This is a genomic window from Bradyrhizobium sp. WSM3983 (assembly GCF_000473045.1).
Taxonomy (GTDB): Bacteria; Pseudomonadota; Alphaproteobacteria; order Rhizobiales; family Xanthobacteraceae; genus Bradyrhizobium.
Map to the genome: position 1 here is coordinate 321,590 of NZ_AXAY01000006.1, position 16,482 is coordinate 338,071.

Here is a 16,482-nt window from a genome sequence, read left to right on the forward strand (position 1 = left end):
TGTGCCGATGGGCGACGAGGCCCGGAAACCGCCACCGCAAGTCGCGTTGAAGCTGAGGCGCGCGCTCGGTGGCAAGGCAGGCTGGAACGGCGTCGCCGTCCAGCTTGTCTTTGGCGCGATCCTGGCCTGGATTGCCTATGAGATCATCTCGAACGCCCGTACCAACCTGGAAACTCAGCACATCGCCGCGGGCTTCGGGTTCCTGCAAAACAGCGCCAGCTTCGACGTCAATCAGACCCTGATCTCCTATTCGGGGTCCGATACCTACTTCCGCGTCTTTGTGGTCGGCGTCCTGAACACGCTGCTGGTTTCGGTGGTCGGCATCTTCTTTGCCACCTTGATCGGTTTCATCGTCGCACTCTGCCGTTTGTCGCCCAACTGGCTGGTGTCGCGCGTCGGCGGTCTCTATGTCGAGGCCATCCGCAACCTGCCGCTGCTGTTCCAGATCCTGTTCTGGTATCTCGCAGTGCTCGCGGCACTGCCGGCGCCGCGGCAAAGCGTCTCGATCTTCGGCGCCTTCTTTCTCAACAATCGCGGCGTGATCGTGCCGTCACCGCTGGGGCAGCCCGGCCTTGCTCCATTCCTTGCCGTGCTGGCGCTCGGCCTCGTCGCGTCGCTGGCGTTGCGCAGCTACGCGCGGCGCGCGCTGTTTGGGCAGGGCCGCGTGATCCGGATCTGGCCGTATGTGCTGACAATGCTCGTCGGATTTCCGCTCGTCACGATGCTTGTGTTCGGCCTGCCCTTCACGTTCGAATTTCCGCAGCTGAAGGGATTCAACTTCGCCGGCGGCGGGCGGGTCATTCCGGAGCTCGTCGCACTGACGGTGGGACTGTCGACCTATACGGCGGCCTTCATCGCCGAGATCGTCCGTGCCGGCATCCTGTCGGTCCATAAGGGGCAGATGGAGGCGGGCTCCTCGCTGGGCTTGAGCCGAGGCGCGACGTTACGGCTGATCGTGGTGCCGCAGGCCATGCGCGTCATCGTGCCGCCGCTCACCAACCAATACCTCAACCTGACCAAGAACTCGTCGCTTGCGGTCGCGATCGGTTATCCCGATCTCGTCTCGGTGTTCGCCGGCACGGCACTGAGCCAGACCGGACAGGCGATCGAGATCATCGCCATGACGATGGGCGTCTATCTCCTGACCTCGCTCATCACCAGCGCCATCATGAGCGTCTATGGCTGGCGCATCAGTCGGAGCCTCGGTGCATGACCGATATTGTCGCGTCTTCCTTTGTCCGGCAGGACCTGGTTGCCGAGCGCCCGGCGCCTGTGAAGACCACCGGCTTTCTCGGCTTCGTGCGCACGCGCCTGTTGAACTCGCCGACCAATATCCTGCTGACGATCCTCGGCCTGTTGCTGGTCTGGTACGCCGTCGTTCCGACCATCAAGTTCCTGCTGGTCGATGCGGTCTGGAGCGGCAAGGATCGCACGGCCTGCCTCGCCGAGAATGCCGGCCGTCCGGTCGGCGCTTGCTGGCCCTTTATCCAGGCCAAGTTCACGCAGCTTTTCTACGGCTTCTATCCCGAGGCCGAACGCTGGCGGGTCAACCTGACCTTCGCACTGGGCGCAGTGCTGCTCTTGCCGCTGCTTATTCCGAGGCTGCCGGCCAAGGGCTCGAACGCCGGGCTATTCTTCTTCGCCTTTCCCGTGGTCGCATTCTTCCTGCTGCATGGCGGGGGCATTACCGGCTTCGGCGTGAGCTGGGTCGCGGGCCTCCTGCAATTGTTCGCCGACAGCATCAGCGGAGCCGGTGAGATTCTGGTCGGTCTGAGCAAGGCTTCTCCTGCCGGGCCGCTGCTCTGGGCGATCGGCAGCGTCATCGCGCTGGTCGGCACGTTGCTGCATTGGGTGATCTTTCCACTGACCTGGCCGCGCGATCAGATGCAGGCGGCAGGGCAGGGGCCCTGGCTCGATTTCCTGATCACGGCGGTGATCGTTTCGGTGATCCTGTTCATGCTCGGGGGTGGCACGCGCGCCGGTTCGCGGCCACTGATCGCCAGCCTCGCCACGTTCGCCGGAATTGCGGCGGTGATCAAGCTGATGGGGCTCGATCACGGCGGCTTGCCGATCGTCGATACGCGGCTGTGGGGCGGGCTGCTGGTGACGCTGGTGATCGCAATTACCGGCATCGTGGCATCACTGCCGATCGGCGTTGCGCTGGCGCTTGGCCGGCGTTCGACCATTCCCCTGATCCGGATCTTCTCGATTACGTATATCGAGTTCTGGCGCGGGGTACCGCTGATCACGGTGCTGTTTTTCGCGACCTACATGCTGCCCTTGTTCCTGCCGGGCAATTTCACCGTCGACGGCCTGGTGCGCGCGCTGATCGGCGTTTCGCTATTCACCGGGGCCTATCAGGCCGAGAACCTGCGTGGCGGTCTGGCAGCGGTGCCGCGTGGGCAGGGAGAGGCGGCCTCCGCGCTCGGTTTGTCCTGGTGGAAGACCACCTCGCTGATCGTATTGCCCCAGGCGCTGCGCCACGTCATTCCCGCCATCGTCAACAGCTTCATTTCGCTGTTCAAGGACACTTCGCTGGTCTCGATCGTCGCGCTGTTCGATCTTCTCGGCTCGCTGCGGGCCTCATTCGCCGATCCGGTCTGGACCACGCCGTCGACCGCCTTCACCGGCTTCGCGTTCACCGGTATCATCTACTTCATCTTCTGCTTTGGAATGTCGCGCTACTCGCTCTTCGTCGAGCGCCGCCTCAACGCCCACCGTCGCAACTGATCGAGCTCACCATGACCGCAGATCCCATCGTCAACATTTCCGGCCTCAACAAATGGTACGGTGAATTTCACGTGCTGCGCGACATCGACCTCGAGGTAAACAAAGGCGAGCGCATCGTGATCTGCGGCCCGTCGGGCTCGGGCAAATCGACCTTGATCCGCTGCATCAATGCGCTCGAGGAATTCCAGGAGGGCGAGATCGTCGTCGACGGCATCGAACTCGGGCCGAACCTCAAGCATGTCGACGCGGTGCGCCGCGAGGTCGGCATGGTGTTCCAGAGTTTTAATCTGTTCCCGCACCTGACCGTGCTGGACAATTGCACGCTCGCGCCGATCTGGGTGCGCAACATTCCGAAGAAGGTCGCCGAGGAGACCGCGATGAAATTCCTGGAGCGGGTCAAGATCCCGCACCAGGCCAACAAATTCCCGGGCCAGATGTCCGGTGGCCAGCAGCAGCGGGTCGCGATCGCGCGCGCCCTGACCATGAACCCCAAAGTGATGCTGTTCGACGAGCCGACCTCGGCGCTCGACCCCGAAATGGTCAAGGAGGTCCTCGACACCATGGTCGACCTCGCCAAGGAGGGCATGACCATGCTGGTCGTGACCCACGAAATGGGTTTTGCCAAGGAGGTCGCCAACCGCGTGGTGTTTATGGACGCCGGCCAAATCATCGAGGCCAACACGCCGAACGAATTCTTTGCCAACCCGCAGCACGCGCGCTCGAAGCTGTTCCTGAGCCAGATCCTGCGCTGATCTCCGGGGAAGCCCGGATGCTCGCCGGCCGACCGGCGAGGCATGCGAATCGGCTGGACTCTTCGTTGGCCAACCTTCGGAGAGCGAGCGCTGCTGAGCGCGCACGGCGTGCCCACCATCCGTCCGCGATCGCCGAAAGATGGTGGGCACGGCGCAAGAGCGCCTTTGCCCTCCGGCACCGTGCCATGAAACCCGAAGCATAGAATTTTACGCAATTGAGTCGCCGGCCAAAAACCATGCTGATGACGACACCCGCCGCTTCACGCGTCCGAAAGCTCTTTCTGCGCATGTCGCGCAAAAGGGGGCGTCAAATGCTCGGCTTCGTGTTCGGCCTCAATGCCCGTCTGGGGCGGCTGCACTTCTTCCTGGCCTCGATCGCGCTGGCGATCGTGATGACCGCGATCTGCTTTGCGATCGCGATGGCCGTGCTGCGCACGACATCGCCGAGCATGATCCGTCCCGAGGACCTCACCCATAACTGGGCCATCGTCGCTGCGATGGTCTTGTTCGGGCTTGCGACCTTTACGCTGCAATCGATGCGCATCCGCGACATCGGCTGGGATCCGGTCTGCGTCATCCCGGCCTGGATCGCGTTCATGATCGTCGATCACGTGGCGGCAGGCCGGTTTCCGGCCTGGGCGATCGGTCAGGAGCATCAGGGCACGATGGTCGGCGGGCTGGTCAATCTCGCTCTGCTGCTGGCGCTCACCTTCTGGCCGAGCGCTCACAATGAGGGCGCTTACACCAACCCGTTCGAGCCGCCCGCGCGCGCGGTCAACAAGCCTTCGATGTCGAATCAGCGCCTCGCGCGCGTGTCGCAAGGCACTGCGCGTCCGAACTGGAGTTGACGGACCTGCCTGGAAGCTAGACGAACGGCAGCTTGATGTTGCTGCGTTTCTCCAGCCATTCCGGCACCGGCAGGTTCTTGGCGCGCATGAAGTCGGCGTTGAACAGCTTTGACTGATAGCGGCTGCCGGAATCGCAGAGAATGGTGACGATGGTCTTGCCGGGCCCGAGCTCCCTGGCGAGCCGCATCGCGCCGACGATGTTGATGCCGGTCGACCCGCCGAGGCACAGGCCTTCGTGCTGGAGCAGCTCGTAGATCACCGTAACCGCTTCGGCATCGGGAATGAGATAGGCGTCATCGACCTTCGCGCTCTCGACGATCGCGGTCGCGCGACCGAGCCCGATGCCTTCCGTGATGGAATCGCCGGGGGTCGCCTTGGCGGTGCCGGTCCTGAAGTATTCGAACATGCCGGCGCCGTGCGGATCGGCGCAGGCGATCCGGATGTCCTTGTTCTTCTCTTTCAGGAAACGGCTGGCGCCAGCGAGCGTGCCGCCGCTGCCGACCGAGGAGACGAAGCCGTCGATCTTGCCGCCGGTCTGCTCCCAGATCTCGGGGCCGGTCGAGTCGTAATGCGCCTTGGCATTGTCGAGATTGTTCCACTGGTCGGCGAACAGCACGCCGTTCGGCTCGGTCTTGCGCAGCTCGTCGGCAAGGCGGCGGCCGACATGCTGGTAGTTGTTCGGATTGGAATAGGGCAGTGCCGGCGATTCCAGCAGCTCCGCACCGCACAGCTTGAGAAAGTCCTTCTTCTCCTGACTCTGCGTCTCCGGAATCACGATCAGCGTGCGATAGCCGCGCGCGCTCGCCACCACCGCTAGCCCAATCCCGGTGTTGCCGGCGGTCGCCTCCACTACGAGACCGCCGGACTTCAGCTCGCCGCGCTTCTCGGCTTCCAAAATCATCCATTTGCCGGCGCGGTCCTTGACCGACTGGCCGGGGTTCATGAACTCGGCCTTGCCGAGAATGGTGCAGCCGGTCAGTTCGGAGGCGCGCTTGAGCTTGATGAGCGGGGTGTTGCCGATGGCTTCGACAACGTCGTTGTTGATGGTCATGTCAGGCAATTACCGGCTGGTTCACGAGATGGACGCGACCCTAAAGTAGGGTCGCCAGGCTTACAAGCGACCCCTTGCAAGGCGAGGGCGCAAACTCTTATTGCTGCTTTGCGAAGATGACCTGCCGGACGTCGATATTGCCGGAGAGGAATCCGGCCTCGCAATAGGCGAGATAGTACTCCCAAAGCCGCCGGAACCGGTCGTCAAAGCCGAGCGGCACCAAGCCCGGCCACGCCGCGCGAAAATTATTTCGCCAGGAGGCAAGCGTCTTGGCATAATCTTGCCCGAAGATGCGCTCGCCGATGACAGGGACGTTGAATCGCTCCCCGAGCGATTTCAGGACGGCCGGCGAGGGCAGCATGCCGCCGGGAAAGACGTAGCGCTGGATGAAGTCGACCTCGCGCCGGTAGCCCTGGAAAAGCCGGTCCTGGATTGTGATGGCCTGGATGCCGGCAAGCCCGCCCGGCAGCAGCCGGTCACGCAACTGTGCGAAATAGCGCGGCCAGAACTGCTCGCCGACCGCCTCGATCATCTCGATCGAGGCAATCCGGTCGTAGCGGTCCCGCTCGTCGCGATAATCCTGCAGCCGGATCTCGACCTTCTCGGCGAGGCCCGCCTCGTGGATGCGCTTGCGCGCGAAGTCGCGTTGTTCGGTCGAGATCGTGAGGCCGACGACGCGTGCGTCAAAAGTCTTGGCGGCGAATTCGGCGAAGCCGCCCCAGCCGCAGCCGATCTCGAGCAGCTTCTGGCCCGGCTTCAGGTCGAGCGCCTCGGCGAGGCGGCGATATTTGTTGGTCTGCGCCGCCGTGAGGTCTGTGGTCGATCCCTCGAACAGCGCCGACGAATAGGTCATGCTCGGATCGAGCCAGGCCGAGTAGAACGCATTGCCGATGTCGTAATGGGCGTGGATGTTGCGCCGGGACTGGCGGCGGGTGTTGCGGTTGAACCAGTGCTGCACCATCTGGACGAACCGCATCAGCGGCTTGTCGCGCAGCATGGCCTGGATCAGATCGTGGTTGACGCAGAACAGGTAGAGAAACTGCGTCAGGTCCGGCGTATCCCAATCGCCGGCGAGATAGGCTTCAGCGATGCCGATGTCGCCGCCATTGATCAGGCGCGAGGCGAAGCCGTAATTGTGCAGGCGCATGGTGGCATTCGGACCCGGCTCATGACCGCCAAGCCGGATCACACGGCCATCGGGCAGGGTCACATCGAGTGTACCGCGCCTGAGCCTGGAGCCGAAAGTGAGTGCAAGGCGGACAATCCGCGGCACGTCAGCGAGCGCTGTCTCCACATTATCGGGCGTCACCGAGACGATATTCGACATCGCCGGACTCATCGCCTCAACTGGTCAAGGGTGACAATCCGCAAGACGCGCCCATCCCGTCTTTCGCCAGAACCGCGCGCGCCCCGCAAACGGTCAGCTACGGATAATATAGGCGAGTGTTTTGCCGGCCGCCAAGGTGGTTTCGCAGTCAGGCGGCACTGCAGCATTCGGTCGTGGCACCAGCCGCGCATCCTTCAGCCAGAGCTGCAGCGCCTCCCAGTGGATCACCGCCTTCAGCTTGAGGTTGACGAGCAGCAGGCCGAAGAATGATCGCGGCAGAACACGCGAGGTCAGCGGCCGGCGGCGGCCGCTGAAGGTCGCCGCGAGCGCCTCGGCCGCCGTGTCAGCGTCCCCGCCTTGTGCTGGACAAGGTTACGGTGCGTTGCGGCTCAGGTTTCAGTGGAGCGCGGGACCGGTTCGCTGGCTCTGGCGTCAGTGTGGCGGCAATATCACATGAAATCTTAGTAAGCTTGACCCGTTTCCGGATGTTTCGAGAATGAGAGAAAGCCCTGTAAGACAGGCATATCTTACATTTTCGGGCCGGGGATGTGGGCACTTTCGGGGACGCATTTCGCAAGTGCGGGACTGTCGCGAAGTTCCGCGCCCGGCTAGGATGGCTCTCAACTTCCGCAGAAAGCATCACCGTTGTGACCGAGTTACACAGACCCACCCAGCTGTTCAGCCGCGAATCGGCTAATCCGGCCGCGCGGTGGCGGTTGGATCTGCCCGGCAGGGGGTGGATGTGACCCAGCGAGTTGCGGCGGTCGCCATGCGGCGATCTCTTGGTTCAGCTTTCCGCACGCCGGCGCGCTGGCTCGCGGTGCTTTGCTTTGCCTCGAGCTCCGGCGCCTGCGTGCTGACCCAGGACCTTCCCGATCCCGCGCTCGATGTCCCCACGCAATACAAATACGCCGGGAAGGCGGACGCGCCGCCGACGCTGGATTGGTGGCGCGGCTTCCGCTCGACGGAGCTGACGCAGCTGATGGAAGAGGCCCAGACCGTCAATCTCGACATCGCTGCCGCGGTCTCGCGCATCGTCGAGGCCGACGCCCAGGCGCGCCAGGCGGGCGCGGCGCTGTTGCCAAGCCTGTCGGGAAGCGGATCGGAGACGTATTCGCGCACATCCGGCTCGAGCGCGTCGGGCCTGACCAATGGCGGCCGTGAAGTCGTCAATTACTCCTCGTCGCTCAGCGCCAGCTACCAGCTCGATTTCTGGGGCCAGAACCGCGACGCGCTGCGGACGGCGGAAGAGACTGCCCATGCCAACCGCTTCGACCGCGACACCGTTGCCCTGACGACCCTCGCAGCCGTCGCGAACGCCTATTTCCAGGTGCTGTCCTCGCAGGACCGCCTGCGCACCGCACAGCGCAATATCGCCAGCGCCCAGCGCATCCTCGATGCCATCCGCGAACGCCGCAAGGCCGGCACCGGTACCGATCTCGACGTCGCCCAGCAGGAAAGCGTGCTGGCCAACCAGAAGGCGCTAGTGCCACCGCTGCGGCAGACGCTCGACCAGAACACCAATGCGCTCGCCGTGCTGGTGTCGCGTCCGCCGGAGAGCGTGCGCCTTGCGGGCGGTTCGCTGGACCAGATCGCGATTCCGCGCGTCACGCCCGGCCTGCCGTCGGAGCTGCTGACGCAGCGGCCCGACATCCGCCGGCAGGAGGCGCAACTCGCCTCGGCAACTGCGAACATCGGCAATGCCCGCGCGCAATTCTTTCCGACCATCCAGCTTACCGGCAATGGCGGCTATCAGAGCTCGGCGCTGGTCTCGCTGTTCCAGCCGCACGCGGCATTCTTCCAGCTGGTCGGCAGCGCGACCCAGCCGATCTTCGACGGCGGCAAGATCCTCGGCAATTTCGAATACGCCAAGGCGCGACAGGACGAGTTGCTCCAGACCTATCGCAAGACCATCGTCCAGGCCTTCACCGACGTCGACAATGCGCTGTTCTCGATCAAGCAGACCACGATCAAGCTGCAATTGCAGCGCGATGTCGTCAACGCCTCACGGCGCGCCTTCGACCTCGCCGAGCAGCAGCTGCATGCCGGCACGGCCGATATCGTGACGGTGCTCAACACCCAACTGACGCTATTCCAGGCCGAAGACACGCTGGCGCAGGCGCAGCTCGCACGCCTTCTTGCCATCGTCAGCCTGTATCAGGCGCTTGGCGGCGGCTGGGAGCCGCGAATGGAGAAACCGGTCAATGCTCTTTAAGCCGGACATGAAGCAGGACGCGAAGAAAGGGACGGCGAAAAAGTCGCGCAGCCGCGGCTTCGTCATGACCCTGATCACAGTCGCGATCCTCGGCGGCCTCGGCTATCTCGGCTGGAGCGTGATGCATCAGCAGCCGCAGCAGCAGGGCAACGGCCGCAACCAGCGGCCCGATCTGCCGGTGCCGGTGCTGGCGGCGACGCCCAAGGTCCAGGACGTCCCTGTCTATCTCGACGGCGTCGGTGCGATCCGTGCGCTCAACACCGTCACCGTGCGCTCGCAGGTCGACGGCAAGCTGATCGCGGTGAAGTTCACCGAAGGCCAGGACGTCAGGAAGGGCGACGTGCTCGGCGAGATCGACCCTGCGCTCTACCAGGCGACCTACGACCAGGCCGTCGCCAAGAAGGCCCAGGACGAAGCCCAGCTCGCCAACCAGCGCATCGATCTGACGCGCTACGAGCAGCTCGCGGCCACCAATGCCGGCTCCAAGCAGCAGGCGGATACCCAGCGCGCCGCGGTCGCGCAGACCGAGGCGCTGGTCAAGGCCGACCAGGCCGCGATCGACAATGCGGCGGCGACGCTGAGCTACACCAAGATCGTGGCGCCGCTGTCGGGCCGCGCGGGCCTGCGCCAGGTCGACCAGGGCAACATCATCCACGCTGCCGACACCACCGGCCTCGTCGTCATCACGCAATTGCAGCCGATCGCGGTGTGGTTCAGCCTGCCGCAGCAGCAGATCATGCGTGTCAATGCTGCCGCCGCAAAGGGCGCGCTCGCGGTCGACGTGTTCGGCAATGACGGCGTCACCGTGATCGACACCGGCAAGCTCACCGGCATCGACAATCAGGTCGACCAGACCACCGGCACGCTCAAGCTCAAGGCCGAATTCCCCAACGCCAATTACCAGCTCTGGCCTGGCCAGTTCGTCAATGTCCGCCTCAAGGTCGAAACCTTGTCGCAGGCGCTGGTGGTGCCGACGTCAGCGGTGCAGCGCGGACCGATCGGCACGTTCAGCTATATCATCGGCGAGGACAACGTCGTCTCGGCCAAAGCGGTGACGGTGACCCAGCAGAACGAGCATGACGCAGTCATTGCCAGCGGCCTGACGGCGAACGATAAGGTCGTCACAACGGGCTTCGCCAATCTGTCCGATGGCTCCAAGGTCATCATCGGCCGCGACGAGCAGACGCCGTCGGCTGACCTCGCCCCGCGCAAGCGCACGCGCGCGCCGGATGGCCAGAAGAAGGACGGTCAGGCCAAGGACAGTCAAGCCAAGGACGGGCAGAAGGACGGGCAAGGCAAGGATGGCGAATTCCGCGCTAAGCGGAAGAGCAGTGAAGGCGACCAGAAGGGCCAGACCGGCCCGGCGCCGGGGCCGGGGGCTCAACCAACGGGACCTGGAGCCAAGCAGCCATGATCCCGGCAACAGCCGCCTGAGCGGCAGGCGCATCTCATGGGTGTTTCCGAACCCTTCATCCGCCGGCCGATCGCGACCTCGCTGCTCGGCATAGCGCTGCTGATTGGCGGCGCGCTCGGCTATTTCGCGCTGCCGGTCTCCGCGCTGCCGCAGGTTGATTTCCCGACCGTGCAGGTGTCGACGCAGCTGCCGGGCGCGAGCCCCGACGTGATCGCCTCGCTGATCACCGCGCCCCTGGAGCGGCAGCTCGGCCAGATCCCGTCGCTGACGGCGATGAACTCGACGAGCTCGTTCGGCGTCAGCCAGATCTCGCTGCAGTTCGACCTCAACCGCGACATCGACGGCGCGACGCAGGACGTGCAGGCCGCGATCAACGCCGCCGCTGGCGTGCTGCCCAAGACGCTGCCTTATCCGCCGACCTACGCCAAGGTGAACCCGGCGGACGCGCCGGTGATGACGCTGGCGCTGCGCTCGGACACGATCTCGCTGCGCGCGATGAGCGACATCGCCGATACGCTGCTGGCGCAGCGGCTCAGCCAGATCTCCGGCGTCGGTCGCGTCTCCGTGCTCGGCGGGCTGAAGCCGGCCGTGCGCATTCAAGCCGATCTGGCGCGGTTAGCCGCCTATGGCATCGCGATGGAGGATCTGCGCGCCGCGATCGCGAACGCCAACGTCTCCGGGCCGAAGGGCTCGCTCGACGGCGCCCAGCAATCCTACATCATCGCCGCCAACGACCAGATCGCCGCCGCAGACGCCTACAGGCCGATCATCATCGCCTATCGCAACGGCTCGCCGGTCACGATCGGCGACGTCGCCCAGATCGTCGACGGGCTCGAGAACGACCGCACCGGCGGCTGGTACCAGGGCACACCGGCCGTCATTATCGACATCCAGCGCCAGCCCGGTGCCAATGTCATCGACGTCGTCAAGCAGATCCGCGCCGAGATCCCGAAAGTCCAGCGCGCCATTCCAGCCGGCGTGCACCTGACCATCGTTTCCGACCGCACCGTCACCATTCGCGCCTCGGTCCACGACGTGCAGTTCACGCTGGTCCTCAGCGTGGTGCTGGTGACGCTGGTGGTGCTCTTGTTCCTGCGCTCGCTGCGCGCCACGCTGATCGCGGGCGTGGCGCTGCCGCTGTCGCTGATCACGAGCTTCGGCATCATGTATTTTGCCGGCTTCAGCCTCGACAATCTGTCGCTGATGGCGCTCACGATCGGCACCGGCTTCGTGGTCGACGACGCCATTGTCATGATCGAGAACATCGTCCGCCATATGGAGAACGGCGACAGCGCGATGCAGGCCTCGCTCAAGGGCGCCAGCGAAATCGGCTTCACCGTGATCTCGCTGACGGTGTCGCTGATCGCAGTGTTCATCCCGCTGCTTTTCATGTCGGGCCTGGTCGGCCGCATGTTCCGCGAATTCGCGCTGACCTTGACGATCGCGGTCGTGACCTCGGCGGTGGTCTCGCTGACCCTGACGCCGATGATGTGTTCGCGGCTGCTCAGGCACGCCCATGAGGAGTTGGCGGTGCCGGGGCTTGCCGCGGTCAGCCGCTTCATCGACCGCACCGTTGAGTTCTACCATCGCACGCTGCTCTGGGTGCTGGAGCGCCAGCGCGCCACGCTGGTCGTGACCTTTGCGACGCTGGTGGCGACCCTGGTCCTCTATGTCGTGGCGCCGAAGGGTTTTCTGCCGCTGCAGGACACGGCTTCGATCACGGCGGTGACAGAGGCGGCGCCCGACGTGTCGTTCGGCGAGATGCAGAAGCGCCAGGCCGAGGCCGCCGATGCCATCAAGGCCGATCCTGACGTGACCGGCGTGGTCTCGGTGATTGGCGCGGGCTCCGTCAATCCGACCACCAATGTCGGCCGCCTCGTCATGACGCTGAAGCCGCGCGGCGAGCGGCGCGACGATGTCAGCGCGGTCATCACGCGGTTGAAGGACAAGGTCTCCGGCATCCCCGGCATGACCGTCTACTTCCAGCCGGTACAGGACGTGCAGATATCGACCCAGTCGAGCCGCTCGCAATACCAGTACACGCTGACCGGCACCGACGCGACGCTGGTCTCTGAATGGGCGCGAAAACTCGTCGACGAGATGCGGCGCGATCCCCTGTTCCGCGATGTCTCTTCGGAAGCGCAGGAAGGCGGCCTGCGCGCGCAGCTCGACGTCGACCGCACTCGCGCCGGTCAGCTCGGCGTCAGCCTGCAGGCCATCACCGACACGCTGAACGATGCGTTTGCGCAGCGCCAGATCTCGACCATCTATGGTCAGGCCAATCAGTACCGCGTGGTGCTGGAGGCGCTGCCGATGTACCAGCGCGATCCCTCGATCCTGTCAAAACTCTATCTGCCGGGCGGCGCCAGCAGCTCCGTCGTCGGCGCGCCCAACGCCCAGGTGCCGCTCGACGCGGTGGCGACGCTGAAGCGCACCACGGCGCCGCTCGCGATCTCGCACCAGGCGCAATTCCCGGCGATCTCGCTCAGCTTCAACCTCGCGCCGGGTGCCGCGCTCGGTGACGCCGTCGAAGCGGTCAAGACGATCGAGACCCGGATCGAAATGCCCAACAGCATCGTCGGAGTCTATGCCGGCGATGCCGCTGAGTTCGCCAAGGCGCTCGCCGGCCAGCCTTGGCTGCTGCTCGCCGCCGTGATCACGATCTACATCGTGCTGGGCGTGCTCTACGAGAGCTACATCCACCCGATCACGATCCTCTCGACGCTGCCCTCGGCCGGCGTCGGCGCCATTTTGGCACTGATCCTGTGTGGGCAGGATCTTTCGGTCATCGGCCTGATCGGCATCATCCTGTTGATGGGCATCGTCAAGAAGAACGCGATCATGATGATCGACTTCGCGCTGGAGGCCGAGCGCGGGCAGGGCATGCCGGCGCATGAGGCGATCGTGCAGGCCTGTCTGTTGCGCTTCCGTCCGATCATGATGACGACGCTGGCTGCGCTGTTCGGCGCGCTGCCGCTGGCGATCGAGAGCGGCACCGGCGCCGAGCTGCGCTTTCCACTCGGCATATCGATCATCGGCGGCCTGCTGCTGAGCCAGCTGCTGACGCTCTACACCACGCCCGTGATCTACCTCGCGCTCGACCGCATCAACCGCCGCCTCGAGCAGGCGCTGCCGCCGCCGGCGCCCGAAGGCCCCCCGGCGGCGGGCGCGACCGAGGGGATGCAGTAATGGCATCGATCTCGGAGCCCTTCATCCGCCGCCCGGTCGCGACCACGCTGCTGTCGATCGGGCTGTTCCTGCTAGGGGGCGTCGCCTACGAGTTCCTGCCGGTTGCTTCCGTCCCGAATGTCGACTTCCCCGCCATCTTCGTCTCGGCGAGCCGTCCTGGTGCCGATCCCTCGGTGATGGCGGCAACCGTCGCCGCGCCGCTGGAACGGCGGCTCGGCGAAATCGCGGGCATCAACCAGATCACGTCGACGAGCTCTCTCGGCACGGCGAACATCCAGCTCCAGTTCGACATCGGACGCAACATCGACAAGGCGGCGCGCGACGTGCAGGCCGCGATCAACGCCGCGCTGGTCGACCTGCCCAGCGACTTGCCGGCGCTACCGCGCTTCCGAAAGGCGAATACGGCCGGCGCGCCGGTCTTCGTGCTGGCGCTGACCTCCAAGACGCTGTCCGCCAGCGCCATCTATGACGTCGCCGATACCGTGCTGGCGCAGCGCATCTCGCAGGTGCCAGGCGTGGGCGACGTGACCGTAAGCGGCGCCGACCAGCCAGCAGTCCGGATCCAGCTCAACCCGGTGGCGCTGTCGAATGCGGGGATCGCGACCGACGATGTGCGGACCGCAATCGTCAACGCCAACCCGCTCGGTCCCGTCGGCATCTTCAACGGCGAGCGCCAGAGCGAGACGCTGTCGCTGAACAAGCAGATGCGCACGGCCAAGGAATTCCGCGACATCGTCATCAAGAGCTCGAACGGCAATTTCGTCCGGCTCTCCGACGTCGCCGACATCGAGGACAGCGTCCGCAACGCGCGCTCGATCGCCTGGTTCAACAAGCAGCCGGCGGTGCTGATCCAGATCACCAAGCAGGGCGACGCCAACGTCATCGACACCGTCGACCGGGTGAAGGCGCTGATCCCCGAGCTGAAGCAGTGGATTCCGGCCGGCGTCGATGTCTCCACGCTGGTCGACCGCACCAGCACGATCCGCGCCAGCGTGATGGACATGCAGTGGACGCTGCTCGCAACCGCCGTCCTCGTCATGGTCGTGGTGTTCGTGTTCCTGCGGCGCGTGACGCCGACGATCGCGGCTGGCATCTCGGTGCCGCTGGCGCTGGCGGGCACCTGTGCCGGCATGTGGGTCGCCGGCTTCTCGATCGACAATCTGTCGCTGATGGCGCTGGCGATCTCGGTCGGCTTCGTGGTCGACGACGCCATCGTCATGATCGAGAACATGTTCCGCAACCTCGAGCACGGCATGCGGCCGATGCAGGCGGCGCTGGAGGGCGCCCGGCAAATCGGCTTCACCGTGGTCTCGATCAGCCTGTCGCTGATCGCGGCATTCACGCCGCTGATCTTCATGGACGGCATCGTCGGCCGCCTGCTGCGCGAATTCTCGCTGACGCTGACCTTCGCGATTGTGGTCTCGACCCTGGTGTCGCTCACGGTCACGCCGATGATCTGCGCCCACTACATCCGGCAGACGACCTCGGGGTCCGCCACGCTGTTCGACCGCCTGATCGAGGGTTCGCTGTCGCGCATCGTCGCGTTCTACACCCGCACCCTGCGCGCGGTGCTCGAGTTCCCGTTGCTGACGCTGCTGGTGTTCTTCGCCACCATCGGGCTCACCGTGATGCTCTACATCAAGGTGCCCAAGGGCTATTTCCCGACGGATGATTCCGGCTTCGTCATCGGCGCGACGCGCGCCTCGGCCGATATCTCGTTCCAGTCGATGCTTGGCCTGCAGCAGCGGCTCGCCGATATCGTGATGCAGGATCCGGCCGTGGCCGGCATCGGCTCGACTGTCGGCAGCGGAGGCGGGGGCCCGGGAGCGGCGACCTCGAACCGCGGCACCATGTTCATCAGCCTGAAGCCGCCGGAGGAGCGCGACCACGTCTCGACGCAGGTCGTGATCGACCGGTTGCGGAAGGCACTGTTCCCCGTGCCCGGCATCCGTCTCTTCATGTTCGCTGCCCAGGATGTCCGCGCCGGCGGCCGGCAGAGCGATTCCAACTTTCAATACACGCTCTCGAGCACCGACCTCGACCTGCTCCAGAAGTGGGCGCCGATCGTCGCCAAGCGGATGGAGACGGTCGAGGGCATCACCGACGTTTCCAGTGACCGCGATCCCGGCGGACTTCAGCTCACTTTGAACATCGACCGCCAGAAGGCAGCCGCACTCGGCGTCAAGGTTCAGGACATCGACAATGCCCTGAACAACGCGTTTTCGCAGCGCCAAATCTCGATCATCTACACCCAGCGCAATCAATACATGACCGTGCTGGAGATCGATCCGAAATTCCAGGTCGATCCCTCAAACCTCGATCGCATCTACGTCGCCGGCGCCGGCGACGTACAGGTGCCGCTATCCACCGTGGTGCATGCGACACGCGGGCTCGCTGCGCTCGCAGTCTATCATTCGCAGTCGGTGCCCTCGACTACGGTGTCGTTCAACACCCTGCCTGATGTCGAGCTCCAGGCTGCTACGCAGAACATCCAGCGCGCGGTCGAGGAGCTGCACATGCCCGAGGGCATCCGCGGCAGTTTTGACGGCAATGCCGGCGATTTCGCCAAGACCAGCGGGCGTCAACCACTCTTGATCCTCGGCGCGCTGGTGGCAATGTATATTGTGCTTGGCGTGCTCTATGAGAGCCTTGCCCACCCGCTCACGATCATCTCGACATTGCCCTCGGCAGGTCTCGGCGCGCTGCTTGCGCTGCAGATCACCAACACGCCGCTGACGGTGATCGCCTTCGTCGGCATCATCCTGCTGATCGGCATCGTCAAGAAGAACGGCATCATGATGGTCGACTTCGCGCTCGATGCCGAGCGTCAGCGCGGCCTGTCGTCGGCCGAAGCCATCTTCGAGGCCTGCCAGGCGCGCTTCCGCCCGATCCTGATGACGACCATGGCGGCGCTGTTCGCCGGCATTCCGCTGGTGGTCGCGACCGGACCGGGCAC

At 64.8% G+C, this 16,482-nt stretch carries 10 protein-coding genes and 1 pseudogene; 8 read left to right on the top strand and 3 right to left on the bottom strand.

The window, feature by feature from the left end:
* Positions 1-7: 7 nt before the first annotated feature.
* From YUA_RS0112850 to YUA_RS0112865, 4 genes are all read left to right on the top strand, one after another.
* Positions 8-1,213, top strand: a complete 1,206-nt coding sequence (locus tag YUA_RS0112850) for an amino acid ABC transporter permease (protein ID WP_027531060.1) — start codon at positions 8-10, stop codon at positions 1,211-1,213.
* Positions 1,210-2,730, top strand: coding sequence for an amino acid ABC transporter permease (locus YUA_RS0112855; protein ID WP_027531061.1), 1,521 nt, complete (start codon positions 1,210-1,212; stop codon positions 2,728-2,730). The genes YUA_RS0112850 and YUA_RS0112855 overlap by 4 nt, the downstream gene beginning before the upstream one ends.
* Before the next feature lie 11 nt (positions 2,731-2,741).
* Positions 2,742-3,482, top strand: coding sequence for an amino acid ABC transporter ATP-binding protein (locus YUA_RS0112860; protein ID WP_027531062.1), 741 nt, complete (start codon positions 2,742-2,744; stop codon positions 3,480-3,482).
* 311 nt (positions 3,483-3,793) lie between these two features.
* Positions 3,794-4,330 carry a DUF805 domain-containing protein gene (locus YUA_RS0112865; protein ID WP_027531063.1) on the top strand — a complete coding sequence of 179 codons (537 nt, stop codon included), beginning with the start codon at positions 3,794-3,796 and terminating at the stop codon, positions 4,328-4,330.
* Positions 4,331-4,346: 16 nt separating this feature from the next.
* Here the strand turns inward: YUA_RS0112865 and YUA_RS0112870 are convergent, their stop codons facing one another.
* The 3 genes and pseudogenes from YUA_RS0112870 to YUA_RS48105 all read right to left on the bottom strand — a co-directional run.
* Positions 4,347-5,381 (bottom strand): cysteine synthase A, encoded by a 1,035-nt coding sequence (locus tag YUA_RS0112870; protein WP_027531064.1) that lies wholly within the window; start codon positions 5,379-5,381, stop codon positions 4,347-4,349.
* A 97-nt stretch (positions 5,382-5,478) separates the two neighbouring features.
* Positions 5,479-6,708: a cyclopropane-fatty-acyl-phospholipid synthase family protein gene (locus YUA_RS0112875; protein ID WP_027531065.1), complete on the bottom strand. Its 1,230-nt coding sequence runs from the start codon at positions 6,706-6,708 to the stop codon at positions 5,479-5,481.
* A 93-nt stretch (positions 6,709-6,801) separates the two neighbouring features.
* Positions 6,802-7,032 (bottom strand): annotated as a pseudogene (locus tag YUA_RS48105) (DUF1365 family protein); the annotation flags it as partial.
* A 445-nt stretch (positions 7,033-7,477) separates the two neighbouring features.
* Here YUA_RS48105 and YUA_RS0112880 point away from each other — a divergent pair.
* The 4 genes from YUA_RS0112880 to YUA_RS0112895 all read left to right on the top strand — a co-directional run.
* Positions 7,478-8,923 carry an efflux transporter outer membrane subunit gene (locus YUA_RS0112880; protein ID WP_245285154.1) on the top strand — a complete coding sequence of 482 codons (1,446 nt, stop codon included), beginning with the start codon at positions 7,478-7,480 and terminating at the stop codon, positions 8,921-8,923.
* Positions 8,913-10,337, top strand: coding sequence for an efflux RND transporter periplasmic adaptor subunit (locus tag YUA_RS0112885; protein WP_027531067.1), 1,425 nt, complete (start codon positions 8,913-8,915; stop codon positions 10,335-10,337). The genes YUA_RS0112880 and YUA_RS0112885 overlap by 11 nt, the downstream gene beginning before the upstream one ends.
* Before the next feature lie 36 nt (positions 10,338-10,373).
* On the top strand, positions 10,374-13,526 hold the full coding sequence (locus tag YUA_RS0112890) for an efflux RND transporter permease subunit (protein WP_027531068.1): 3,153 nt from the start codon (positions 10,374-10,376) through the stop codon (positions 13,524-13,526).
* The coding region (locus YUA_RS0112895) for an efflux RND transporter permease subunit (protein WP_027531069.1) at positions 13,526-16,482 on the top strand (2,957 nt) is incomplete at its 3' end. The genes YUA_RS0112890 and YUA_RS0112895, both read left to right, overlap by 1 nt.